20 protein-coding genes and 1 pseudogene are annotated in these 22927 nt (G+C 64.4%); 13 read left to right on the forward strand and 8 right to left on the reverse strand.

Annotation, left to right across the window (positions count from 1 at the left end):
- Nucleotides 1-18: 18 nt before the first annotated feature.
- Entirely contained in the window at nucleotides 19-1845 is a 1827-nt protein-coding gene (locus RTCK_RS14515; RefSeq protein ID WP_142593321.1) for a methyl-accepting chemotaxis protein, read from the reverse strand.
- Between the two features lie 201 nt (nucleotides 1846-2046).
- Here RTCK_RS14515 and RTCK_RS14520 point away from each other — a divergent pair, with 201 nt between their 5' ends.
- On the forward strand, nucleotides 2047-2436 hold the full coding sequence (locus tag RTCK_RS14520) for an acyl-CoA thioesterase (RefSeq protein WP_142520527.1): 390 nt from the start codon (nucleotides 2047-2049) through the stop codon (nucleotides 2434-2436).
- 77 nt (nucleotides 2437-2513) lie between these two features.
- Here the strand turns inward: RTCK_RS14520 and RTCK_RS14525 are convergent, their stop codons facing one another.
- On the reverse strand, nucleotides 2514-3917 hold the full coding sequence (locus RTCK_RS14525; RefSeq protein ID WP_142593322.1) for an aminotransferase-like domain-containing protein: 1404 nt from the start codon (nucleotides 3915-3917) through the stop codon (nucleotides 2514-2516).
- A 165-nt stretch (nucleotides 3918-4082) separates the two neighbouring features.
- Between RTCK_RS14525 and RTCK_RS14530 the strand changes: the two genes are divergently transcribed.
- Complete coding sequence (locus RTCK_RS14530; RefSeq protein WP_142593323.1) at nucleotides 4083-4946, forward strand: DMT family transporter; 864 nt, start codon at nucleotides 4083-4085, stop codon at nucleotides 4944-4946.
- Between the two features lies 1 nt (nucleotide 4947).
- Here the strand turns inward: RTCK_RS14530 and RTCK_RS14535 are convergent, their stop codons facing one another.
- Entirely contained in the window at nucleotides 4948-5550 is a 603-nt protein-coding gene (locus RTCK_RS14535; protein WP_142593324.1) for a TetR/AcrR family transcriptional regulator, read from the reverse strand.
- A gap of 149 nt (nucleotides 5551-5699) precedes the next feature.
- Here RTCK_RS14535 and RTCK_RS14540 point away from each other — a divergent pair, with 149 nt between their 5' ends.
- From RTCK_RS14540 to RTCK_RS14560, 5 genes and pseudogenes are all read left to right on the forward strand, one after another.
- Nucleotides 5700-6470, forward strand: a complete 771-nt coding sequence (locus RTCK_RS14540; protein WP_142593325.1) for an SDR family NAD(P)-dependent oxidoreductase — start codon at nucleotides 5700-5702, stop codon at nucleotides 6468-6470.
- Nucleotides 6471-6571: 101 nt separating this feature from the next.
- Nucleotides 6572-7204 (forward strand): hypothetical protein, encoded by a 633-nt coding sequence (locus RTCK_RS14545; RefSeq protein WP_142593326.1) that lies wholly within the window; start codon nucleotides 6572-6574, stop codon nucleotides 7202-7204.
- Nucleotides 7205-7285: 81 nt separating this feature from the next.
- On the forward strand, nucleotides 7286-7519 hold the full coding sequence (locus RTCK_RS14550) for a hypothetical protein (RefSeq protein WP_142520521.1): 234 nt from the start codon (nucleotides 7286-7288) through the stop codon (nucleotides 7517-7519).
- 113 nt (nucleotides 7520-7632) lie between these two features.
- A pseudogene (locus RTCK_RS14555) lies at nucleotides 7633-7970 on the forward strand (hypothetical protein).
- Between the two features lie 101 nt (nucleotides 7971-8071).
- The gene (locus RTCK_RS14560; protein WP_142520519.1) at nucleotides 8072-8377 is read left to right on the forward strand and encodes a hypothetical protein; all 306 of its coding nucleotides are present in this window, start codon (nucleotides 8072-8074) and stop codon (nucleotides 8375-8377) included.
- Nucleotides 8378-9003: 626 nt separating this feature from the next.
- On the opposite strand, the gene RTCK_RS14565 is transcribed toward RTCK_RS14560, so the two are convergent.
- The 4 genes from RTCK_RS14565 to greA form a co-directional block, all read right to left on the reverse strand.
- A complete protein-coding gene (locus tag RTCK_RS14565) occupies nucleotides 9004-9288 on the reverse strand; it encodes a hypothetical protein (protein WP_142593327.1) in 285 nt (94 codons plus the stop codon).
- Between the two features lie 81 nt (nucleotides 9289-9369).
- On the reverse strand, nucleotides 9370-11121 hold the full coding sequence (locus tag RTCK_RS14570; RefSeq protein ID WP_142522850.1) for an MFS transporter: 1752 nt from the start codon (nucleotides 11119-11121) through the stop codon (nucleotides 9370-9372).
- Between the two features lie 713 nt (nucleotides 11122-11834).
- A complete protein-coding gene (locus RTCK_RS14575; protein WP_142593328.1) occupies nucleotides 11835-12608 on the reverse strand; it encodes an AAA family ATPase in 774 nt (257 codons plus the stop codon).
- Nucleotides 12609-12793: 185 nt separating this feature from the next.
- Nucleotides 12794-13285, reverse strand: a complete 492-nt coding sequence (gene greA, locus RTCK_RS14580; protein WP_142593329.1) for a transcription elongation factor GreA — start codon at nucleotides 13283-13285, stop codon at nucleotides 12794-12796.
- Nucleotides 13286-13516: 231 nt separating this feature from the next.
- Between greA and RTCK_RS14585 the strand changes: the two genes are divergently transcribed.
- Nucleotides 13517-14407 carry an HNH endonuclease gene (locus RTCK_RS14585; RefSeq protein WP_142593330.1) on the forward strand — a complete coding sequence of 297 codons (891 nt, stop codon included), beginning with the start codon at nucleotides 13517-13519 and terminating at the stop codon, nucleotides 14405-14407.
- A gap of 119 nt (nucleotides 14408-14526) precedes the next feature.
- Entirely contained in the window at nucleotides 14527-14994 is a 468-nt protein-coding gene (locus tag RTCK_RS14590) for a GIY-YIG nuclease family protein (RefSeq protein ID WP_142593331.1), read from the forward strand.
- Here RTCK_RS14590 and RTCK_RS14595 read toward each other — a convergent pair.
- Nucleotides 14991-16289, reverse strand: a complete 1299-nt coding sequence (locus tag RTCK_RS14595; RefSeq protein ID WP_142593332.1) for a hypothetical protein — start codon at nucleotides 16287-16289, stop codon at nucleotides 14991-14993. The genes RTCK_RS14590 and RTCK_RS14595 overlap by 4 nt on opposite strands.
- Before the next feature lie 174 nt (nucleotides 16290-16463).
- Here RTCK_RS14595 and RTCK_RS14600 point away from each other — a divergent pair, with 174 nt between their 5' ends.
- From RTCK_RS14600 to RTCK_RS14615, 4 genes are all read left to right on the forward strand, one after another.
- Complete coding sequence (locus RTCK_RS14600; RefSeq protein WP_142593333.1) at nucleotides 16464-17672, forward strand: MFS transporter; 1209 nt, start codon at nucleotides 16464-16466, stop codon at nucleotides 17670-17672.
- Nucleotides 17673-17733: 61 nt separating this feature from the next.
- Nucleotides 17734-18126 (forward strand): GFA family protein, encoded by a 393-nt coding sequence (locus RTCK_RS14605; RefSeq protein ID WP_142593334.1) that lies wholly within the window; start codon nucleotides 17734-17736, stop codon nucleotides 18124-18126.
- A gap of 99 nt (nucleotides 18127-18225) precedes the next feature.
- On the forward strand, nucleotides 18226-21510 hold the full coding sequence (uvrB, locus tag RTCK_RS14610; RefSeq protein WP_142593335.1) for an excinuclease ABC subunit UvrB: 3285 nt from the start codon (nucleotides 18226-18228) through the stop codon (nucleotides 21508-21510).
- Between the two features lie 314 nt (nucleotides 21511-21824).
- Nucleotides 21825-22355 carry an ATP-binding protein gene (locus tag RTCK_RS14615; RefSeq protein ID WP_235988702.1) on the forward strand — a complete coding sequence of 177 codons (531 nt, stop codon included), beginning with the start codon at nucleotides 21825-21827 and terminating at the stop codon, nucleotides 22353-22355.
- Nucleotides 22356-22927: the final 572 nt, after the last annotated feature.

A 22927-nucleotide genomic window follows, 5' to 3' on the forward strand; every position in this document is an offset into this window, starting at 1 on the left:
GATGTCCTGCCCGGATCGTCAGGCGGCGCGCGTCGCGTGGCCCAAGCCGTAGGCGCCGTGGCCGCTCTCCAGCCGGAAGGCCGACAGCAGGCTCTGGAGATGCAGGCTCTGCTCCGCCAGCGTCTGGCTGGCGGCGGTGGTCTCTTCCACCATCGCCGCGTTCTGCTGCGTCATCTGGTCCATGTTGTTGACGGAGGAATTGATCTCCTGCAGCGCGGTCGCCTGCTCGCGTGAGGCGGTCGCGATCGTCTCCACATGCGAGTTAACGCGTTCGACCAGTTGGGCGATCTCGATCAGGGCATCGCCGGTCGAGCGGACGAGCGAAACGCCGCTCTCCACCTCGCGGGCCGAATTGCTGATCAGCGTCTTGATCTCCTTGGCCGCGTTGGCCGAACGCTGTGCCAGTTCGCGCACTTCCTGTGCGACGACGGCGAAGCCACGGCCGGCCTCGCCCGCACGGGCGGCCTCGACGCCGGCATTGAGCGCCAGCAGGTTGGTCTGGAAGGCGATCTCGTCGATGACCGAGATGATCTGGTTGATGCGGCTCGACGAGTCCTCGATCCGGCCCATCGCGTCGACCGCGTTGCGGACGATCTCGCCGGAGCGTCCAGCGCTCTGCTTTGTCTCGGCAACCATCAGGCGCGCTTCGTTGGCCCGCTCCGAGGCGGTCCTTACGGTCGCGGTGATCTCGTCGAGAGCGGCAGCGGTCTCCTCCAGAGATGCGGCCTGCTGCTCCGTCCGGCGCGACAGGTTGCTGGTCGCGCCGCTGATATCCGCTGCGCTGTCGCGGACGACGTGGCTGGTCTCGGTGATCGCCTGCACCGTCTGGCGCAGCGAGCTTACCGCATGGTTGAAGTCTTCGCGGATCTTGGCGTAGTCGGAACCCAGGTCTGCCGCACTGACGGACAGATTGCCCTGCGCCAGTTCGGAAAGCGCCCGGCCGAGCTCGGCCATTGCGCGGGCCTGGCGGTCGGAGGCTGCCGACAGCACCCGTTCGTTCGACGAGCGCTCCTCTGCAAGCGCACGTTGCTGCTCGCTTTCGCGCTCCTGCAGGGCGATACGCTCCTCGACCGCATCCCGCAGCACGACCAGCGCGCGTGCCATGTCGCCGATCTCGTTCTTCTGCTGCGTGTGGGGAACGGTGACGTTCGCCTCACCGTCCGCGATGTGCTGGAGCACGCCCTTGACCTGGCCAAGGGGTGCCGTGACGCTGCGGATGACGAAGAAGGCGCCTCCGATCAGGACCACGGCGCACAAGCCGAAGATCGAGGCATAGGTGACGAGGTTGTCGCGGAACATCGCATGCAGGTCGTCGACATAGACGCCAGTACCGACGATCCAGCCCCAGGGTTCGAAGCCGATGACGTGCGAGTACTTCTCGACCGGCTCCTCAAGGCCCGGCTTCGGCCAATAGTAGTCGACGAAGCCCTGGCCGCTCGCCTTGACCGTGTCGACGAACTCCACGAACAGGTGCTTGCCGTTGGGATCCTTGTTCTGCGACAGGTCCGTCCCGTTCAGCTTTGCGTTGATCGGATGCATGACCATGTAGGGCCGCATGTCGTTGATCCAGAAATAGCCGCTCCCGTCGGCATAGCGCATGGCGCCGATTGCCTTCATCGCCTCCGCCTGCGCCTGTTCGCGGGTGAGCGCACCCGAGACCTCCAGGGCGTGATACTGCTTCAGGACGCTCATGGCAATGTCGTCCATGTAGGCGAGCCCCGCCTTCCGCTCCTTCTCGGAGGAGGCATAGCTCTGGAACAGGCTCAACGTCAGCGCGCCCCCGAGGATGATGAGGGACAGCGCGATGAGAAAGTACATTCTCGCGGAAATGGTCAGGCGTTGCATGGGATCCCCTCCCCTTTTGTGACATTCTGTAACAATATCTAGCCCATGAAAGTTACTGGGTGGTGAAGGGCTTCTTTCTCGCCTCATGCGCGAATTAGCTACGACTAAAGACTAATGGAGCTCGCCGGCCCACCCTTTCGAAGAACGTAACTGGCCCGCCGACGCAGAATCGGATTTCTTGTCGGCGAAAGGAATTCCTCCATGACCGACAGTCCCCGCCCTACGGGCGAACTCACGCTCCGCACGCTGGCCATGCCGGCCGATGCCAACGCCGCCGGCGATATCTTCGGCGGCTGGGTGATGTCGCAGATGGACTTGGCAAGCGGCATCCGCGCGGCCGAACGCGCCCGCGGCCGCGTCGTCACGGCCGCCGTCAAGGAGATGGCGTTCGAACTGCCGGTGAAGATCGGTGATACCCTGAACGTCTATACGGAACTCACCCGCGTCGGCCGCACGTCCATCACGCTTCAGGTGGAGGCTTGGGCTCACCGTGCGCGCCACCGCGTGCTGGAGAAGGTCACCGCCGGAACCTTCATCATGGTCGCCCTCGACGAGGAAGGCCGGCCGGTCCCTGTGCCGCCTGAAGAATAGGCGCCAAGAGCGCTCCTCCCGACCGGAGATCGAGATCACGGGCAAGTCCTGCCCGATGCGGCCGCGGCCGGCCGAGATCACCCGGCTGCACCGTCCATCGCCCGCTCCAGCACTCCATAGATCCGCGGATCGCGGCACTGCGCCACGTTGAAGCGCATGAAGCGCTTCGCCGACTGCGAGACGCTGAACACGTTGCCCGGTGCCAGCACCACGTCCTCCGCCAGCGCCCGCTTCGCCACCTCCGCCGCGTCCAGCCCTTCGGGCAGTTCGCACCACAGGAAGATGCCGCCGCGCGGTTCGATCCACGGCCGGATGCCGAGCCCGCTGAGCCGCACGGCAACGTCGCCGCGTGCCCGCGCCAGCCGCTCGCGCAATCCGTTGAGGTGGCGCCGGTAGCTGCCGTCGCGCAGGATCGCGTAGACCAGTTCCGCAGAGACCGGATTGCCGCCGAAGGTGGTGGCGATCTTGAGGTCCGCCAGCCGCTCCATCCAGTCGCGCCGCGCGGCGACATAGCCGCAACGCGCCGCCGCCGTCAGCGTCTTCGAAAAGCTGCCGATCTGGATCACCCGCTCCAGCCCGTCGAGCGCCGCCAGCCTTGGCACCGGCTCCTGGCAGAAGTCGCCGAAGATGTCATCCTCGATGATCGTCAGTCCCGCTTCCTCCGACAGCGCCAGCAGCCTGTGGGCGATCGCCGGCGTGAGCGATGCCCCCGTCGGGTTCTGCAGGCCGGAATTGGTGATATAGAGCCGCGGCCGGTGGTGGGAGATTGCCGCCGCAAACGCCGCCAGGTCCGGCCCCGTCGGCGTCCACGGCACCCCGACGACCGTCACCCGGTGGGCACGCAGAAGCGCCAGGAAGTTGAAGTAGCAGGGATCGTCGACCAGCACCGTCTCGCCCGGCTCGACGAGCAGCCGGCAGAGCATGTCGATTGCCTGGGTGCCGCTCTCCGTCAGCAGGATCTGCTCGGGCGGCGCCGCTACGCCGTGCTCGCCGAGCCGCTGGGAAAGCAGCTGGCGCAGCGGCCGGTGTCCAAGCGGCGTGCCGTAATCCGTCAATGCCTCGGCGCCTGTGCGGGAAAGCCTGCGCAGCGCGCGCCGCAACTCCTCCTCCGGCATCCAGGAGGAGGGAAGCCATCCGCAGCCCGGCTTTGGCACATCGTGGCCCGCCTCCAGCGACTGCCGCGATACCCAGAACGGGTCGACCGCCCGGTCCAGTTGCGGCCCGATCTGTGCCAGCGATAGCGGCTGCTGGCGGCGCAGCACGTAGAAGCCCGATCCCCGCCGCGCCTCGATAACGCCCTCCGCGACCAGCCGGTCATAGGCCTCCACCACCGTCGAAGCGGAGACCCCCATGGTGCCGGCGAAGCTTCGAATGGACGGCAGCTTGGCGCCGGGAAGAAGCGACCGCCCGGCGATCCTCTGGCGGATCGCCGCCGCCACCCGCTCCACCTGCGTGCCGGCCCGACTCGTCGAGACGTCCATCCGTACTGCTCCCGTTACCATAACAGTTTGCCGGAAGTGTAATGGACTGTTGCTGGGGAATCCATCCCGCAGGCTCTAGGGTCGGATCCTGACGTCCCGACCGCCCCAAGGCGATGCCGGCACGCATCCGACACCCCGAGAACCCGCCGAGGAGACCGAGCAGCCATGGACAGGACCACAAGCGGCTGGATCAACGGATTCCTCGGCGTGCTGATCTTCAGCGGCTCGCTGCCGGCGACCCGAGCGGCGGTCGCGGATTTTCACCCCCTGTTCCTGACGGGTGCGCGCGCCGCGATTGCGGGCTGGCTGGCGATCCTGTTGCTTGCCGCCTTCCGCGAGAAGCGACCAGCGCGCACGGACCTGCTGCCGCTTGCCGTCGTGGCGCTCGGCGTCGTCGTCGGCTTCCCGCTGCTGACCGCGCTGGCGCTGGAGCACGTCACCGCCGCCCGCTCCATCGTCTTCGTCGGCCTCCTGCCGCTCGCCACCGCGCTCTTCGGCGTGCTGCGCGGCAGCGAGCGCCCTAAGCCGGCCTTCTGGCTGTTTTCCGGCCTCGGCAGCGCGCTGGTTGCAGGGTTCGCCCTTTCGGGCGGCGGCACCGCGTCACCGCCCGGCGACATGCTCATGCTGGCGGCGATCCTCTTGTGCGGCCTCGGCTATGCCGAAGGCGCGCGCCTTTCCCGCCGCCTCGGCGGCTGGCAGGTAATCTCCTGGGCACTGGTCCTGTCGCTGCCGGTGATGGTGGCGCTCGCGGTGACCACCCTGCCGCCCACGCTTCAAGCCGTCGGCCGCCCGGCCTGGCTCGGCCTCGCCTATGTCTCCCTGTTCAGCATGCTGATCGGCTTCGTCTTCTGGTATCGCGGCCTGGCGCTGGGCGGAATCGCCGGCGTCGGCCAGTTGCAGCTTCTGCAGCCCTTTTTTGGCCTGGCGCTCGCCGCCACGCTACTGGGTGAAGCGGTCAGCCCGGCCATGGTCGCGGTGACGCTTGCCGTGATCCTCTGCGTGGCCGGCGCAAAGCGCTTCGCCCGCTAGTTCAGGCCGCCGTCTTTGACCGCCCCGCCGGCCAGCTCGCCAGCGCCTGCTCCGCCACGCCCTCCAGCACTTGGCGGCTGAAACCTGCCTTGGCCTGCACCGCCATGCCGTGCGTCACCGCCATCAGGAAGGCAGCGAGTGCCTCGGGCTTGGCCGTCTCCGGCAGATCGCCCTCGGCCTTCGCCCGCTCGAAGCGTTCGCGAATCTCGCCTTCGGCGATCGCTCGCCCCTCGATCAGCACCTGCCGCACCGGCTCGGCATCGTCTGAGCCCGCCAGCACGCCGTTGATGAAGAGGCAGCCTCTGTGGTCGTCGAAGCGGGTGTTGAGGTCGATCGCACCGTAGAGAATATGCGCCGCCACCTCGCGCGCCGTCGGCAATGCCAGCGCCTCGGGAATATACTGCAGGAACCGATCGTAATAGCGCTGCAGCGCCTTGCGGAAGAGCTCTTCCTTGTTGCCGAAGGCGGAATAGAGCGCCGGCCGCTCCACGCCCGCCGCTGCCGTCAGGTCCGCATAGGACGCGCCCTCATAGCCCTTGCGCCAGAAGACGCAGAGTACGGCGTCCAGCGCCTTGTCGATGTCGAATTCGCGATGGCGTCCCATCAGCTCGATCCATCCTGTTTCATAACGACCATTATTAAACCTCTTGACGCCGCTGGTCAAATTGCATACCGATCGTTATCGTAATAGTCGTTACGTAAACGCGCTACCTCTCCCGACCGGCGCTCAACCTTTGCAGAAAGGCATTCCCCATGTCCGACACACAAAAGACGCTTCAAGGCAAGGTCGCCCTCGTCACCGGCGGCTCGCGCGGCCTCGGCGCCGCGACCGCCGAAACGCTTGCCGCCCACGGCGCAGACGTCGCCATCAGCTACGCCGCCTCTGCCGAAAAGGCCAATGCCGTCGTGGAAAGGCTGAAGGCCAAGGGCGTCCGGGCCCTTGCCGTAAAGAGCGACCAGGCAGACCTTTCCTCCGCACGCCCCCTGATCGATGCCGTCCTGGCCGAATTCGGCCGGCTCGACATCCTCGTCAACAATGCCGGCATCGCGGTTCAGGGCCAGACGGTGGACGACCCGTCGCTCGATTGGGACAGCTATAACCGCCAGTGGCAGGTGAACGTGCTCGGTACCATCGCCAACACCCGCGCCGCAGCCCCCCGGCTGTCCGATGGCGGACGCATCATCTTCGTCGGCTCCGGCCTCGGCTCCCACGTCGTCTTCCCCGGCGTCGCAGATTACGCCGCCACCAAATGGGCGCTCGCCGGCTATGCCAAGGGCATCGCCCGCGATCTCGGGCCGCGGAACATCACCGCGAATGTGATCCAGCCCGGCATCATGCCGACGGACATGGCCGCCGATGTCGCCGGCGAACTTCCTAACCGCGACGCCATCCTCGACATGCACCCGATCCGCCGCATCGCGACGCTGGAGGAAGTCTCCGAAACCATCGCCTTCCTGGCCGGCCCCCATGCGGGCTACATCAACGGACAGCAACTCACCGTGGCCGGTGGCCTGGGGATCTGACCCCAAGAGACGAATCCCTATCCCGGGCGAAGGCGGCCCGGGATGGGGCGGCGGGGTGTATCCATTGACGCCGGACCTCCCGATCGCCACATGCTGCCCGCATGTCGAAGAGCAAGAAAGACACCGAACCCCCGGCGCTGGTTAAGACCTGGAGCCTGCCGGCGGCAGCAACCTTCGGATCCACCGTTCGCGCCAAGGGCATTCTGCTCGAGATCCGCGCCCGCTTGCCGATGGCAGCCCGCAAGGCGCTCGACTACACCGTCGCGAACCTGACGCTGTCCATGTCCGAAGGCGACGAGGCTGAGTTCCGCTGCGCCTGCGCCATCGTCTCGCAGGCGCTCCAAGCCATCGAGGACCTGCCGGTGATCCCGCGCGAGATCGAGGACGTCCTGTCGATTTCCACCACCGAACGCCATCGGTGGCTGGAAGACGGGCGGCTGCAGAGCGCCGGCACGCGCACCGTCAAGCTTCGCGGCCGGGCGCGCCAGATCACCTTCCACGTCTTCGACCCGCAACTCCTCAAGGACCTGCTCGACCAGGGCACCGTGGACGAATGGCGTGAGCACGACAAGGCAGCGGCAGCGGAGAACCGGCGGCGCGCCGCCTTCAAGGCCAAGCTCACCCGCTCGCTGAAGAAGGGCAAGGGGACCCGGGACGCCTCCGCCGACGGGGAGGACGACACCCCGCCCCTTGCCGGCTGGGACGAGTTCGGCCTCGACGGCCTCCTTCGCTGATCGCCCGCCGCCCGATACCCGTATGGCCAGGCTGAAAAACATGCTAAGCGCCAGCCAGACCACAACGACAGGAGTTTGACGGTGACAGAACTGACCGTGGCCGAGGCAACCGACCGCATCTACCAATCGCTTGCGGCAGACAATGCCGACCTCGACACCCATATCGCCACCCTCAAGGCCGCCCTTGCGCGCGAAGGCAGGAAGGAAGCCATCTTCGACCCGGCAAGACTTGCCCAGAACAACCGCTCCGGCCGCAAGCTGATGCAGGCCTATTTTCGCCAGCGCGGCGTGACGGTGAAATTCGAGGGCGCCTGACGCGCTGCCCGATACCGGCCGGGGCTGTACAGCGGCCCTGCGCTTTCCTCCGCCCGGCTTGACCTTTCGCCTTCCCGGCATGACAACAAGCGGCATCTCTGGAGGAGAAGCCCATGCCCCGATTTCTTGCAGTCTACACGATGAAGCCCGAGGACCTTGCGGCTTTCCGCAGCCTGCCCAAACCCGAGCAGGATGCCGTTGATGCGGCCGGCGTGAAGCAATGGGCGGCCTGGGAGGACCGCAATGCGGGGCGATCCTCGACCGCGGCGGCATGGTCGGCAGGACGACGCGGGTGACGAAGAACGGCGTCGCCGAAGCCCGCAACCCCTTCTGCGGCTATCTGATGGTCGAGGCGGAAACCGCCGAGGCCGCCGCGGACCTCTTCCTGGACCACCCCCACATCACCGTCTTTCCCGGCGACGGCATCGACATCATGCCCTTCGTCACCTGAAGCCGCTCCCGACTTCCCGCCCGAACTCTTGCCGAAGAGACGCGTTGACCGCGAAGCCGCGCAAGGCGACACTCCACCATCGTCTAAAAAGGGAGGCATGCATGGAAGAACCCGGCCGCTGGCGTCAGATGCGAACCGCACCGAGGGATGGCAGCCGCATCCTCGTCACCATCCGACCCTCCGAACAGGGCGCGGGCGCCGTCGATCTCGTCTACTGGTCGAAGGGCGACCAGTACGGCGGAGAAGCCTGGCGCTCCTCCGATTCCGCACCTGGCGCCATCATCGAATATGCGGAGCCGGAACTGAAATGCTGGATGCCCCTGCCCGCCGCCAATGACGAGCAACTGGCCCTGCCCACCGCCTGGGAGGGCGAGGACGAAGAGGAACTGGACGGGTCGGGAATTTAGGATTTGGATTGCGGGCGCCTGCAGAGGTATCGCCTCCCATCCCGCCGGCGCCGGGGACTTCCGAGCCCCCTCTATCCCTTGCTAGCTTTTGCTAGCCCCTCCTAGCCCTTGGCCGTCGGCATCTCAGGGCGGGCGGCAAACCTCGACCCGACGTCCGGAGCGACCCTGCCCATGCCTCGCCCCTGCGGCCGGCCTGCTGCGTCGGGCCATCCTGCCTGGGTCGCGCATCCACGACGAGCAGCACAGGCTTCGAGCTTCTTTGCCCAAACGGCGCCGATGACGGTAGATCGGCCTAGGCGCTACGACCTCGGCTGTACAAATACTGATCCGGCCAGACTAAGCTCCTTCGATCGCCGTAACGGGACCCGTTCGAGGACGCGGAAGATCCGCGGCGCAATTCCGAACGCCGGGGCCTCGCGCCCAGGCGCCAGATCACCTGGCGCCGTCCATGCCCGCCGATCAGGGATGATGCGGTTCGTCATCCCGTAGCTTTCGGCAAGTCCTTCGCTTCCGGTGAACATTGGATGGCCGACCCATGATCTGCGCCGGCCGCAAGGCGGAATTGGCTGCGGACTATCCGCGTGGCGCTTCGGGTAAGGCGTGTGGAGCACGGCTGCCCTATTGGCTCAGCGCGTCTTTTTCCAGGCCGTCCAGGCTGCCAGGCAGACGGACAGGATGAGCGCATTTGCGGCAATGCCGGCGGCCACGGCCATCGCCATATCACCCGTTCCGGATGCGTCCCGTGCCGTCGTCAGCGGCAGCAGGATGGCGATGAAGACCACCCCAAGCCCCAGGGGAACGACCATTCCCGTTGCAGCACGGGTCCTCAGCGCCGTCACGAGAAGAAAGAAGATCATCCCGATGCGGAACGGATCGATCAGTTGAGACGCCAGCAATTCCACAGTTTCCATTCTCCATGCACGACCTGCACTATCGGCTGGTGCCGGGCAGCATCGGCAGGCCGGTTCCGGAACCGGCCTGCGCGTTTCGGACTATCTCGCGTCGTCGGCGAAGATGTCCTTCTTGTGGGTACCGCCCGGCACGAACAGGGCGCCGATTACCACCGTCGCGGCGGCGATCACGATCGGGTACCAGAGCCCGCCATAGACATTGCCCGTCTGCGCGGAGATGGCGAAGGCCGTCGCCGGCATGAGGCCGCCGAACCAGCCGTTGCCGATATGGTACGGCAGCGACAGGCCGGAATAGCGGATGCGGGTGGGGAACAGTTCCACCAGCATAGCCGCGATCGGGCCGTAGACCATCGTCACCAGCACGATCAGATAGGTCAGGATCAGCACGACCGTGATCTTCTGGCCCGTGAAGATGTCGAAGAAGTGGGCGGCCTTCACCACCGACGTGTTCGCATCGGCCGAGAGCGGATAGCCCGCCGCCGTCAGCGCGTCGTTGACGCCCTTGTTGAAGGCCGCCGTGGCGTTCTTCAGGTCGTCGCCCGTCAGTGCCGCGCCATCATAGGCCGGGATGACGGTGTCGCCGATCTTGATCTGCGCAACCGTTGCCGCCGCGTCCTCGACGCTCTGGTAGTTCACCGAGTTGCGGGCAAGCGTTGCCTTCGCGATGTCGCAGGACGAGGTGAACTTCGCCGTTCCCGTCGGGTTGAACTGGAACGAGCAGTCCTCCGGCGAGGCGGTGACGGTAACCGGCGTCTGCTGTGCTGCGTGAAGCGCCGGGTTCGCCGTCCGGGTCAGCAGCGGGAAGACGAAGCTGTAGGTCAGCGCCGCGATCGCGCAGCCCGCCAGGATGATCGGCTTGCGGCCGATCCTGTCGGACAGCGAGCCGAAGAACACGAAGCCGCCGGTGCCGAGGATCAGCGACCAGGCCACAAGCACGTTGGCCGTGAAGCTGTCGACCTTGACGACGTTCTGGATGAAGAACAGCGCGTAGAACTGGCCCGAATACCAGACGACGGCCTGGCCCGCGACGAGGCCGAACAGCGCGATCAGCGCGATCTTGCCGTTCTTCCAGGTGCCGAAGGCTTCCCGCAGCGGTGCCTTGGAAGCCGCGCCCTCTTCCTTCATCTTCTTGAAGGCCGGGGATTCGTTCATTTGCAGGCGGATGTAGAGCGAGATGGCCAGGAGCAGGATCGACGCCAGGAACGGGATGCGCCAGCCCCACAGGTCGAAGGCCTTGATCATCTTCGGGCTGCCGTCCGGGTTGAGCACCGCCGCACCGGCCGCATCGAGAACCGCCGTCGGCGCCCAGTTGGCGTTCACATAGCCCTGCACGGCCAGGATCACGATCAGCGACAGGAGCAGGCCGAGCGTTGCCGTGGTCTGGATGAAGGAAGTGAAGTAGCCGCGCCTGTTGGCAGGGGCATGTTCGGCCACGTAGACGGCCGCCCCCCCGTATTCGCCGCCGAGCGCCAGGCCCTGCAGCATGCGCAGGATGATCAGGATGACCGGCGCCGCAGCCCCCCAGCTGCTGTAGGACGGCAGCATGCCGACCAGGAAGGTCGACAGACCCATGATCAGGATGGTCATGAGGAAGGTGTATTTGCGGCCGACGATGTCGCCGAGCGCACCGAAGACGAGCGCGCCGAAGGGGCGCACGATGAAGCCCGCCGCGAACGCGAGAAGCGCAAACACGTTGCGCGTCGCCTCCGGGAAGGCGGTGAAGAACTGCGCGCCGATGATCGCCGCCAGTGAGCCGTAGAGGTAGAAGTCGTACCATTCGAAGATGGTGCCGGCGGACGAGGCCATGATGACCTTCCGCTCCTCCCCTGTCATGGGACGCGAGCGGTCCCTGATGTTCATGTCTGCAACTGCCATTATTCCTCCTCCATGAATGCCGGCTGCACGCATCGATGCCTTCAGCGTTCAACTGAAAACCCAAAGCTCGTCTGCGAGTGTAAGAATTGAGATCCAACGCAAGGGAGGCGCATGTTTCGCCTCACAGGTGCCGCGAGCGTAGCGGCGGGGTGCGCCTGGTGATCCTCCAAAAATCGGCACATGCCGACGGATATAGTTCTACCACCCTTGGCAGAAGGGCGTGAGATCAACCTTCGTCTAATGGCGGTGGGAAGAGTTGTGTGCCGGTTCCGTGAGTCCGCTCTTGGGCGTGGCTCCCGGACCTGCGCCCGAAATATAGGCACCCCCCGGTAGCTCATCGATGCGAGCCCATGCCGGCTCTCGCCCTGCAGAAGCGTCGGCCAAAAGGCCGCCAGGGCGATGCTCCACCGTCATCCCGACGGGAGGCAGACATGGAACAACCGGCCCGCTGGCGCCGGATGCGAACGGCACCCGAAGGACGGCAGCCGCATCCCCGTCACCATCCGCCCCTCCGGACAGGGCCCGGAGGCCGGAACCTCGCCTCCTGGGCCAGGGGCGCCGGTACGACGGAAACGCCTGGCGCGCCTTCGATGCCGTGCCGGCCGAGCGCATGGGAGGACGAGGCGGAGCTGGACGGTTCGGGGATCTGACGGCGAACCCTCGTCCGTCCCTCAGACCTCGTCCCGCAAGGCACGGGTGATGAAATCCTCCGGGTCGCTGGTGAAATCCTGGTAGAGCCGGAAGTGCCGTGTCTGGCGCAGCTCCGTCTCCGCCAGGCCCCCGCGCGTGATCTCCAGAAGCCGCGCCCCCGGCACCGCCATCAGGATCGGCGAATGGGTCGCCATGATGATCTGGGCGCTCGCCGCCGTCTGGATCTCGTGCAGGAGCCGCAGCAGTTCCAGCTGTCGTTTCGGCGAAAGCGCGCTTTCCGGCTCGTCGAGAAAATAGATGCCCTGCCGGCTCATGCGCTCCTCGAAGAAGCGCACGAAGCCCTCGCCATGGCTCCAGGACAGAAAGTCCGGCGGTGCCGCATTGGCATCGCGCGCGGCTTCGTCGAGGAAGCGGGCGACCGAAAAGAAGGATTCGGCGCGAAAGAACCAGCCGGCCGTCACCTTGGGCAGCCAGCTTGCCCGTAGCGCAGAAGCGAGCAGCGCGCCGCTCCGGTCCACCGCGCGGGAATGGTCCAGCGGCCTGTAGCCCTTGCCGCCCCCTGCCTCGTCATAGCCGCAAAGTGCCGCCACCGCCTCGATCAGCGTCGATTTCCCCGTCCCGTTCTCCCCCACGATGATCGTCACGGGCGTTAAGAAATCGAGGGAAAAATCCCCGTCGAGCCAGGGAAGGTTGAACGGATAGTCACCGCCGAGGCTTGCATCCTCGCGTACCGAAAGGCGCTTCAGATAGGGCGCCGGCAGGTTCGTCAATCTGGTCTTTCGCATCGCAGCCATGGCCCCGCCAATCTCCAGAGCCCTTCGTGACAGGCGCAAGACGGACTATCAAGGGCCGGCGCCCTCGAATGCAGTCAAGGATGGCGGATCGGCAGCTTGGCGCGTCTGCCGCTTCGGACCCTGCGGCACGATCCGTTCAGGATCGGGAGATCCCGGGCCTCGCACCGCCGGGCTCATCGCGCGGCTCACCCGTCGCAGGAAATCGCAACGAGCTCCAGTTCCTGCCCCGCGACCGAAACGACGTCCCCCACCCGCTTGCCCATCAGTTGCCGGGCGACGGGAGACACATAGGAAATCGTGCCCGCCTTGGGATCGGCCTCGTCCTCGCCGACGATCCGGTAGCGCTGGACCCGCCCGTCCTCGCGCGAAAAGGTCACCGTGCTGCCGAAGGCCACGACCTCCGACGCCACCGGCTCGGGCATCACCTGCGCCGTGCGCACCCGCTCGGTGAAATAGCGAAGGTCCCGCAAAGGCCCCGCCGCCTGCCGCCGCCGCTCGTTCACGTCCTCGATGGCGCTTGCCGCCCCATAAGCCTCGCGCGCCTCCTCCAGCTGCCGCTTCAAGGCCTCCAACCCCGCCTGCGTCACCAGGTTCGGATGCGGCGAGACCGGACGGTCCGGCAACAACGTCTCCGCCGCCGTTTCCGCACTCTCTTCCTTGACGAAGGCAACGCTCATGGGTGGTTGGCTCCTTGGCTGATGCTTTTCCTCGGTCCGGATATAGGCCGGAGGCCTGAACTCCTCCAGCTTTCAATGCGGCACGCATGAAACAGCTGAGGTGGAATATCTTCAATCCTCCCGCAAGTGTTTGCGGGTGCCCATCACATGTCGCCCGATTCGCCTTAGCCTCTTTTCCAGATACAAATCGAGGGATACTCCTAAGATCGGGACAAGTAGTAGGGTGAGGGAATGGCGAAGGGAATCTTCTACCACAAAGTCGACAGCACTTATGACGACGTCACGGGCATCCGCTACCACTTCCCTAAAACTTATTTGTCTCGTGTTCGGCAGACGGTTGGGGACTGGATAATCTACTATGGTCCACTCCCTCGGATGCGCAGCAGATACTATTCAGGCCTAGCGCGGGTCTCATCAGTTAAGCCGGATCCACGTACCGCGGACCACTTTTACGCTCATCTTGAAGAGTATTTGGACTTCGATGCGCCTGTAGATTACGTGGCCGGCGGTGGATTCGAAAGGAAGCTCGTCGGACCAGATCTATCCATTAATCCCGGGCGCAGTGTACAAGCCGTTCGTGTCATCGAAGAGGAGGAGTTCGCTTCGATCGTCGCGGCAGGCCTTGGACAGGAAGACGAATGGCCCGCTCGTTTGGATAGCAAGACAATCCTCCACTTGGAAGAGGCGCCGCAGTCCTACTATGATGTAGGTGATTTCGAGCGACCCATACTGCTGCAGACAATCAGCCGGCCCTTCCGCGACGCCAAGTTCCGACAACATATCCGTACAGTCTACGATCGTACCTGTGCGTTTACCGGTTTGCGTCTCATCAACGGCGGCGGTCGCCCTGAGGTGGAAGCCGCACATATCATCCCGGTGGAACGCGGCGGAAATGACTCGGTGCAGAATGGTATCGCTTTGTCCGGGACAGTTCACTGGATGTTCGATCGAGGCCTGCTTTCAATGGGGGATGACTACAAAATCCTCTGCTCACGCCAGCTCAACGAGGACGTGTCGCATCTATTAACAAAGGATCTAGTCGCTCGTGTACCCACCGAACCGCGATATCGACCGCATCCTCGTTACCTCAGTTGGCATCGGGAGAACGTCTTCAAGCAGTAGCAGTTGAACTCGTCGGCGAGGCAGCTCAATTGGCTTTACGACCGCCTTCACCCGGAATTCGAGCGTCGATTGTCGCCTAAATTCCGAGCTGAACAGTTCGCCTGCGATGGAGAGGCTTAATGATCTTCAAAGATGTAGGCACAATCATGCCAGTTTGGCAGATCCGCCGGGTGGATCCGGGATACATCTACATTGTAGAGAACCACGGCAAATACAAGATCGGGAAGTCCAAGCGGCATAAGAATCGGCTCAGGGCGGCAAAGACCTGGCTGCCCGACATGACTTTAGTCGGTCAAAAACCGTTTTGGGGAATGTCGCACCACGAACGGTGCCTGCATACTGGTTTCGCAAGCTACTGGTACGCGGGAGAATGGTTCGATTTTACCGGCGACGACGATGCCTTAGATTTGCTGTTGGAGGGTTTCAAGGCGTTCACCGACGACGACCCGGACAGAAATTCTGTAGATTTCATCTACTGGTTAAATGGCGAAGGAATGGCCGAGTTCCTTATGGAACAAGCAAGCCAGAAGCTTTCCTTGCCGAAATTTCTAAAGCAGGAATCCATGAACCAGAAGCCGCGGCGCTAGGTCTTCAGACAGAGCACGATTACGTCTGCGAGACTGTCCCACATCGATGAGAGATGCTCAGGTGATGGTGCGAAATTAGGTGAATGCACGTATCGATTTAGAGTGTCTGCCGAAACGAGCTTGTCGCCCTGTTTGAATTTCCTAAGCACATCCATCTGTTTGCTGTTGATCTGGCCCTCCGCCAGCAGATGTTGACCTACCTTTTCGAGTCTAACTGCGAGCTTATCCTTGTCCTGGACCGGCACCTTGGCCGACGTGATATAATTCTCTAAGGCAAGCTCTATAAGCACACGGAGCAGAACCGAAACCGCGTTTGGGTGCTTCCTGAGGTCGAGGTGAAACTGCAATTCCTCCCAAATCTGATGGTGTCGTTGGAGGCGACCTGGCCAAGTCAGACCGAAATCCTTAGGAGGGATGAGGGTCGACCGTATGGTGGGGACGGCCCTAGCGGTGGGTTTGGCTTTGACCTGCTTTGGCGTATCCCTCACGGCGGCGACGATGGCATGGTGGGGGCCGGGAAGGACACCTTCGCTTTCTAGCCGGTTAAGATATGCTTCCTTGCCGTCCACGTCCCAAAGATGACCCAGGACTACTTCGCGGGTGGCAAGGTCACTCGCGATACGCGCCAGAGCCCCAAGGGTCGCTGTTTCATCATGAGTGAATTCGAACCGCCCTCCCTTCATGCTGATCCCAACGCGGTTTCTAAAGGGCTCAGCTGACAGAAGGCGATTCAGCGTCGATCGCGGCACCTTCCTCCGAGACGGCAATAGATTGGCGCCTGCCAATCGTTGTTCGATTTCGTCTGCGATGCTGGGTCCGTTGCCCTTCCCAGTACGTGCCACAAAAGTGGCCTTCATTCTGTCGTCCCACGTGCTTTGGCCGACCCCGCTCTGAGAGCCTGTATGCCGACGAAAGAGGATTTCGTCGATTCGATCTCGATCAGCTTCGACCTGGCACTGAATGCTCTTGGGAAAGCCAGCCGTCCATCGAGAACGTTCCTCTCGGAAGAACTCTTGAAGCTCAACCGTCGGCGCCCGACGAGGATCCTCAAGGAGTTTCAGGCACGTCACGCGCCGGTTTCCGTCGAAGACTACAAATTTCCCATTTTCGGGGGAGACCAAAGGAAGCTCGTAGATTTCCTTTCGATCTACAATGTCCTTCGCGAGATTGCGCATATGCTGTTCGCGCTCCTTGAAGAGCCAAGCAATGGCAGCCGTTTCGTTCTCAAGTTCACCGTGACGGTCGTTGGCGCGATTTACTACGAGCGAGCCAAGCGAGAGATTTCTGATAGCCATTATTTCCCCCGATCAACGCTACCATTTATATTTCTCTTGGCAAGGTCGCGAATTTTCCCGCGGACGCCTCCTAGATCGAATCATAGGTACCCCTGTCGGAATCCCCTCTCCCCATCCGTCCTTGCCGCATATAACCTCGCCGGCGCCACCGCCGGCCTTGTTCGGGAGAGGGTCATGGCAAGTGCATATCGTTGGGTGATTGTCGCCGCCGGCGGGCTGATGGGCTGCGTGGCGGCGGGCACCATGTTTTCGCTGGCGATCTTCCTGGAGCCGGTGGCGAGCGAGACCGGCTGGTCGCGCGCCGGCATTTCCACCGCCATGACGCTGAACTTCCTGGTCATGGGCCTCGGCGGCTTCCTCTGGGGCTCCCTCACCGACCGTTTTGGCGCCCGGATCGTGGTCCTGATCGGTTCGGTCTTGCTCGGCCTGGCGCTGGTGCTGGCCAGCCGCGCCGAAAGCCTTCTCGCCTTCCAGCTCGCCTATGGCACACTGGTGGGGCTTGCCGCCAGCGCCTTCTTCGCGCCGATGATCGCGGCGGTGATGACCTGGTTCGACGAGCAGCGCGGGCTTGCCGTCTCGCTCGTTTCGACCGGCATGGGCATGGCGCCGATGACCGTCTCGCCGCTCGCCCGCACCCTCATCTCCGCCACTGACTGGCGAACCGCCATGCTGATGATCGGGGTCGGCGCCTGGGCGATCCTCTTGCCGACGGCACTCCTGATCCGCCGCCCGCCGGCGCTGTCGGCGGGGGACGAGGCGGAGGCCGTCGAGGCCCGCCGCCAGCCGCTGTCGCGTCTGCTGCTGACGCCGCAATTCCTCGTGCTCGGCTTCACCTTCTTCGCCTGCTGTGCCGCCCATTCCGGGCCGATCTTCCACATGGTGAGCTATGCCATGCTGTGCGGCATCGCGCCCATGGCGGCCGTCAGCATCTACAGCGTCGAGGGCCTGGCGGGGCTCGGCGGCCGCGTGCTCTTCGGCGTGCTCGCCGACCGGATCGGCGTCAAGCCGGTGCTGGTCACGGGTCTCCTTATCCAGGCCGCGGTGATCTCGGCCTATCTTGCCGCCGACGATCTCACGAGCTTCTACACGCTGGCGGTGATCTTCGGCGGCACCTATGGCGGCGTCATGCCGCTCTATGCGGTGCTGGCGCGGGAGTATTTCGGGCCGCATGTGGTGGGCACCGTCTTCGGCGCCGCCACCATGCTCTCCTCGGTCGGCATGGCCTTCGGCCCGCTCGCCGGCGGCTGGGCCTTCGACGCTTTCGCCAGCTACCAGTGGCTGTTCATTGGCTCCGCCCTCGTCGGCCTCGGGGCGGTCGCCATCGCGCTCGCCTTCCCGCCGCTGCCGGGCAAGGATGCAGAACCGGCCGGCGCCGTGGCCTGAGAAACCTTGCCGCCGCCGGTCCTTCGCCCTAGCCTCCCGTCACGACAGGAAGGAGCGCATCATGGACGACGTCACCGGCGGCTGCCTCTGCGGCCAGGTCCGCCTTTCCGCCCGCGGCAAGCCTTACCGGGTCGGCCTCTGCCACTGCCTCGACTGCCGCAAGCATCACGGCGCCCTGTTCAACGCCACGGCGATCTTCCCCGCCGAAGCGGTGACGATCTCAGGTGAGACGTCGGAGTATCGCGGCCGTCATTTCTGTCCCCGCTGCGGTTCCTCGGTCTTCGCCGTCAGCGGCGACGAGGCCGAGGTGGCGCTGGGCGCGCTGGATGCGCCCGACCGGTTCACCCCCACCTACGAGCTCTGGTGTATCCGCCGCGAAGCCTGGCTGCCGCCCTTCCCCCTGAAGCACCATTACGTCCGCGACCGCGAGAACACCGGCCGCACGGAGGACTGACGTCACCGTCCGGCGACAGCGTTCTCGCGTTTCCCTTTTGTACTCATTTTCCGCCGCCGCCCCCTTCACTTTCCCCCGGACTCTCGCCATATTCCGCCCATGGCCAGATCCCCCCGCAAGTCCCCCGCCTCGAATGGTTTCGAGGAAGCCCCGCAATCCGGTTTCGAAGGCGCGCCGCTGTCCGGCAGCGTGTCCGACTGGGTGAAGCAGATGGAGGCGGAGGCGGAAGCGTCGGGCATCGAGACCCAGCGCGAGATCGCCTCCAAGGCCGGCAGCCACCGGGCGAAGATCGCCCGCGAGCGCCGCCGAGAGGCGGAGAAGGCCGCCGAAAACGACGTCGTCCCGGACCTCCTGATCCGCAAGGGCGGCAAGAAGGCGGCCTCGAAGCCGACCACCGCGAAGAACACCACCGCCTCCAAAACCGCCCGCGGCGTCTCCATCGGCGCCTCGTCGGACCCGGCCACCCGCGCCGCCGCCGGCCTCAATCCGGTCGCCGGGCTGGACGTGAGCCTCGAGGAAGCGAAGTCACTCGCCCCCGGCGCCGTCACCGCCACGGTCGACGCGCTCGCCAAGCTCATCGAGTCCGGCAACCCGCTGTTCAAGGACGGCAAGCTGTGGACGCCGCACCGCCCGGCCCGGCCGGAAAAGTCGGAGGGCGGCATTTCCATCCGCATGGCGTCGGAATACCAGCCCGCCGGCGACCAGCCGACGGCGATCGCCGACCTCGTCGAGGGCATCAATACCGGCGAGCGCTCCCAGGTCCTGCTCGGCGTCACCGGCTCCGGAAAAACCTTCACCATGGCCAAGGTGATCGAGGCGACCCAGCGCCCGGCCGTCATCCTCGCCCCCAACAAGACGCTCGCCGCCCAGCTCTATTCGGAATTCAAGAGCTTCTTCCCGGACAATGCGGTGGAGTATTTCGTCTCCTATTACGACTACTACCAGCCGGAAGCCTATGTCCCACGCTCCGACACCTATATCGAGAAGGAATCCTCGATCAACGAGCAGATCGACCGGATGCGCCACGCCGCCACCCGCGCCATCCTGGAGCGCGACGACTGCATCATCGTCGCCTCCGTGTCCTGCATCTACGGTATCGGCTCGGTGGAAACCTATACCGCCATGACCTTCCAGATGTCGGTCGGCGACCGTCTCGACCAGCGCCAGCTGCTCGCCGACCTCGTCGCCCAGCAATACAAGCGCAAGGAGATCGATTTCTCCCGCGGCTCGTTCCGCGTCCGCGGCGACACGATCGAGATCTTCCCCGCCCACCTGGAGGATGCAGCCTGGCGCATCTCCATGTTCGGCGACGAGATCGACGCGATCACCGAGTTCGATCCGCTGACCGGGCAGAAGACCGGCGACCTGAAGTCGGTGAAAATCTACGCCAACTCCCACTATGTCACCCCGCGCCCGACGCTGAATGCCGCGATCAAGTCGATCAAGGAGGAGCTGAAGCACCGGCTGGCCGAGCTCGAGGCCGCCGGACGCCTCTTGGAAGCCCAGCGGCTGGAACAGCGCACCCGCTACGACATCGAGATGATGGAGGCGACCGGCTCCTGCGCCGGCATCGAGAACTATTCGCGCTATCTCACCGGCCGCCGCCCCGGCGAACCGCCGCCCACCCTCTTCGAATACATCCCCGACAACGCGCTGATCTTCATCGACGAAAGCCATGTCACCATCCCGCAGATCGGCGGCATGTATCGCGGCGACTTCCGCCGCAAGGCGACGCTCGCGGAATACGGCTTCCGCCTGCCGTCGTGCATGGACAACCGGCCGCTGCGCTTCGAGGAATGGGACGCGATGCGGCCGCAGACCGTCGCCGTCTCCGCCACGCCTGGCAACTGGGAGATGGAACAAGCCGGCGGCGTCTTTGCCGAACAGGTCATCCGCCCGACCGGCCTCATCGATCCGCCGGTGGAAGTGCGCCCCGCCCGCTCCCAGGTGGACGACGTGCTCGGCGAGATCCGCGAGACCGCGGCGAAGGGTTACCGCACCCTCTGCACCGTGCTCACCAAGCGCATGGCCGAAGACCTCACCGAATACCTGCATGAACAGGGCGTGCGCGTCCGCTACATGCATTCCGACATCGACACGCTGGAGCGCATCGAGATCATCCGCGATCTCCGCCTCGGCGCCTTCGATGTGCTGGTCGGCATCAACCTGCTGCGCGAGGGCCTCGACATTCCCGAATGCGGCTTCGTCGCCATCCTCGATGCCGACAAGGAAGGTTTCCTCCGCTCGGAAACCTCGCTGATCCAGACCATCGGCCGCGCGGCGCGAAACGTCGACGGCAAGGTCATCCTCTATGCCGACACCGTCACCGGCTCCATGCAGCGGGCGATGGACGAGACCGCGCGCCGCCGCGAAAAGCAGATGGCCTACAACGAGGAACACGGCATCACGCCGGAATCGGTGAAGCGCAACATTTCCGACATCCTCGACTCGGTCTACGAGCGCGACCACGTCCGCGCCGATATCTCCGGCGTCTCCGGCAAGGGCTTCGCCGATGGCGGCCACCTCGTCGGCAACAACCTCCAGGCGCATCTCAACGCGCTGGAAAAGGACATGCGCAACGCCGCCGCCGATCTCGACTTCGAAAAGGCCGCCCGCCTGCGCGACGAGATCAAGCGCCTCAAGGCGGTGGAGCTGTCGGCGATGGACGATCCGATTGCGCGCCAAGAGGCGTCGAGCGCCGAAGGCGCGAGGGGGACTGGAAAGAACGAGGCACGGGCGCAGGAACGGAGCGGCAAGCGCGGCTCCTCCTCTCCCCTTGTGGGAGAGGATAGTTCGCCCCGCGAGGCGCAGCCGAGCGGTTCGGCGAACTTGGTGAGGGGGGAATCCTCCTACTTCGCCAAGCCCACCCTGGACGACATGGGCCGCGACATCGCCGAACCCTCTTCACCGACCCGCGGGCCGCTCTTCCGCAAGAACACGCTGGACGAAATGACCGTCGGCCGCACCGAAAAACCCCTCCCCGGCAAGCTGCCGGCAAAGCCGGGCGCGCAGCGCCCATCCTCTCCCCTTGTGGGCTCCGAAGCGGTGGCGGAAGGCCAGAAATCGATGAAATCGATTTCAGCGCACGCAGGCCTGAGCGCGACGCCGGGCGAAGGCGATGGAGCCCAAGAGGCGCAGCCGACTGGCGAGGCGAACTTGGTGAGGGGGTCGGGCCGGCGCTTCTCGCCGCTGCTTGAAGGCCAGCCGGAGCGCGGCGAGCACCAACGGGACTCCCTCCCCCTTGTGGGGAGGGTTGGGGAGGGGAAAGCTGACGACCCCCGCCCCGTCATCCGCGGCAAGGTCGGCGTCGGCTCCTACGAAGATTCCGGCGAACAGAAGCGCAAGGGGCGGACCAAGGGCAAGACGGGGCGTCCGGGGCGGTGAGGAAACGCAGCCTCCATCTACCCCCTTCTGGGTTCCGAAGGGGTGGCCGAAGGCCAGAAATCGATGAAGTCGATTTTCGGCGCACGGAGGCCTGAGCGGGACGCCGCGCGAAGGCTACAATGCGATTTTCAGCATCTTAGCTCCAGCTAAGTGCAGAAATCGCAAGTGAGGGGATAGCTACTCCACCAACATATCAAGATTTAGGCAGCCAAACTTGTCGGCCGGGGCGGCACGAATTTCTCCAAGTGCTGTTAGCGTTGCAGGTTATTGCGGCACGAAGCTGCCGTCTCCTCATTTGTGACCCGTCAACCAAGATGCCCCTCATCCACCGTGACTACTCTGTTTCCGACGATATTCAGATCATCATCTTCCAGGACCGCATTGAGGTTAGAAGCCCTGGGCGCCTGCCGGGGTTCGTGACAGTTCACAACTTCCTTGATGTTCGGTACAGCCGCAACTCGAAGATCGTACGCACCCTAGCTAAGTACAAAGACGCACCGAATAAGGACCTTGGCGAAGGCCTCAACACCGCTTTCGAGAAGATGAAGGAGTGGAAGCTGAAAAGCCCCACTCTCCGGGAGGATGGCAACTACGTAGTCGTGACGATCCCGCACACGCCGCTTGCCACACCTGAAGAACTTGTTCTTGAGTTTCTCGAGACCCATCCAGAGATCAGAAACCGGCAGGCACGTGAGATAACCGGCATTCGTTCTGAGAACCAGATGAAAGAGGTGTTCTACCGCCTCAAGGTAAAAAATCTGATTGAGCTGATCCCTGAGAGGAAGGGCAATGCAGCGGCTTGGCGATTAGTGAAACCGAGTATAAGTCCAGACGTCGACTCTTAATACGACATGGGAAAGGGCGGCTCCAACTTAACTGCGGCCGCCCCCCACTCCAATGAAAGTCCCCCAGTAACTCCTCACACTCTTCTTATTCCTGTGCTTGTCACAGGAATCCAGCAGCGGCGCGTCTGCTGCGCAGGACTCCTTAGACATTCCACTCCCCACGAGCGGTTCTCCCGCCGTGCAGACGCACGGCGGCTGGATCCCGGCTCGAGGCCGGGATGACGGAGGAGAGGCGCGGCACCTTCCTCACGCCAAACCGCACACCCACCCACCAAATATCAACCACTTACCCCCCTCCTCATCCCCGTCCCCCAAACCTCACCCCATACTTACCCCGTCCCGCCCTCGGATACACCAGGAGGCGTCCTGGCGAGGCGGGGCCGGCGCTGGTGGTGAGGAAACGACGTAAGTCCTCATCATCGGGGTCGGCGGAAAATGGTCTCCCTCCGGCGACCGGGGCGGAAGAAATGCAGTCGGACCGACGTTTCTTTCGATTTCCCGTTATTGCGCGCCGGGTGTGCCTGTGAGGCACGAAGGGTGACGGGGCCGCGCCGGGCGGCGTCCGAGAAGTG

The organism is Pseudorhizobium endolithicum (assembly GCF_902153245.2).
Taxonomy (GTDB): Bacteria; Pseudomonadota; Alphaproteobacteria; order Rhizobiales; family Rhizobiaceae; genus Neorhizobium; species Neorhizobium endolithicum.

What these genes read in the sequence shown, in the direction of transcription:
- RTCK_RS14535 (WP_142593324.1), bottom strand. Translation starts at nt 5,550, where the DNA reads ATGGGACGCCATCGCGAATTCGACATCGACAAGGCGCTGGACGCCGTA.
- RTCK_RS14530 (WP_142593323.1), top strand. Translation starts at nt 4,083, where the DNA reads ATGGACAGGACCACAAGCGGCTGGATCAACGGATTCCTCGGCGTGCTG.
- greA (WP_142593329.1), bottom strand. Translation starts at nt 13,285, where the DNA reads ATGAGCGTTGCCTTCGTCAAGGAAGAGAGTGCGGAAACGGCGGCGGAG.
- RTCK_RS14585 (WP_142593330.1), top strand. Translation starts at nt 13,517, where the DNA reads ATGGCGAAGGGAATCTTCTACCACAAAGTCGACAGCACTTATGACGAC.
- RTCK_RS14525 (WP_142593322.1), bottom strand. Translation starts at nt 3,917, where the DNA reads ATGGACGTCTCGACGAGTCGGGCCGGCACGCAGGTGGAGCGGGTGGCG.
- RTCK_RS14560 (WP_142520519.1), top strand. Translation starts at nt 8,072, where the DNA reads ATGGAAGAACCCGGCCGCTGGCGTCAGATGCGAACCGCACCGAGGGAT.
- RTCK_RS14545 (WP_142593326.1), top strand. Translation starts at nt 6,572, where the DNA reads ATGTCGAAGAGCAAGAAAGACACCGAACCCCCGGCGCTGGTTAAGACC.
- RTCK_RS14515 (WP_142593321.1), bottom strand. Translation starts at nt 1,845, where the DNA reads ATGCAACGCCTGACCATTTCCGCGAGAATGTACTTTCTCATCGCGCTG.
- RTCK_RS14575 (WP_142593328.1), bottom strand. Translation starts at nt 12,608, where the DNA reads ATGGCTGCGATGCGAAAGACCAGATTGACGAACCTGCCGGCGCCCTAT.
- RTCK_RS14590 (WP_142593331.1), top strand. Translation starts at nt 14,527, where the DNA reads ATGATCTTCAAAGATGTAGGCACAATCATGCCAGTTTGGCAGATCCGC.
- uvrB (WP_142593335.1), top strand. Translation starts at nt 18,226, where the DNA reads ATGGCCAGATCCCCCCGCAAGTCCCCCGCCTCGAATGGTTTCGAGGAA.
- RTCK_RS14570 (WP_142522850.1), bottom strand. Translation starts at nt 11,121, where the DNA reads ATGACAGGGGAGGAGCGGAAGGTCATCATGGCCTCGTCCGCCGGCACC.
- RTCK_RS14600 (WP_142593333.1), top strand. Translation starts at nt 16,464, where the DNA reads ATGGCAAGTGCATATCGTTGGGTGATTGTCGCCGCCGGCGGGCTGATG.
- RTCK_RS14565 (WP_142593327.1), bottom strand. Translation starts at nt 9,288, where the DNA reads ATGGAAACTGTGGAATTGCTGGCGTCTCAACTGATCGATCCGTTCCGC.
- RTCK_RS14595 (WP_142593332.1), bottom strand. Translation starts at nt 16,289, where the DNA reads ATGGCTATCAGAAATCTCTCGCTTGGCTCGCTCGTAGTAAATCGCGCC.
- RTCK_RS14605 (WP_142593334.1), top strand. Translation starts at nt 17,734, where the DNA reads ATGGACGACGTCACCGGCGGCTGCCTCTGCGGCCAGGTCCGCCTTTCC.
- RTCK_RS14615 (WP_235988702.1), top strand. Translation starts at nt 21,825, where the DNA reads ATGCCCCTCATCCACCGTGACTACTCTGTTTCCGACGATATTCAGATC.
- RTCK_RS14520 (WP_142520527.1), top strand. Translation starts at nt 2,047, where the DNA reads ATGACCGACAGTCCCCGCCCTACGGGCGAACTCACGCTCCGCACGCTG.
- RTCK_RS14540 (WP_142593325.1), top strand. Translation starts at nt 5,700, where the DNA reads ATGTCCGACACACAAAAGACGCTTCAAGGCAAGGTCGCCCTCGTCACC.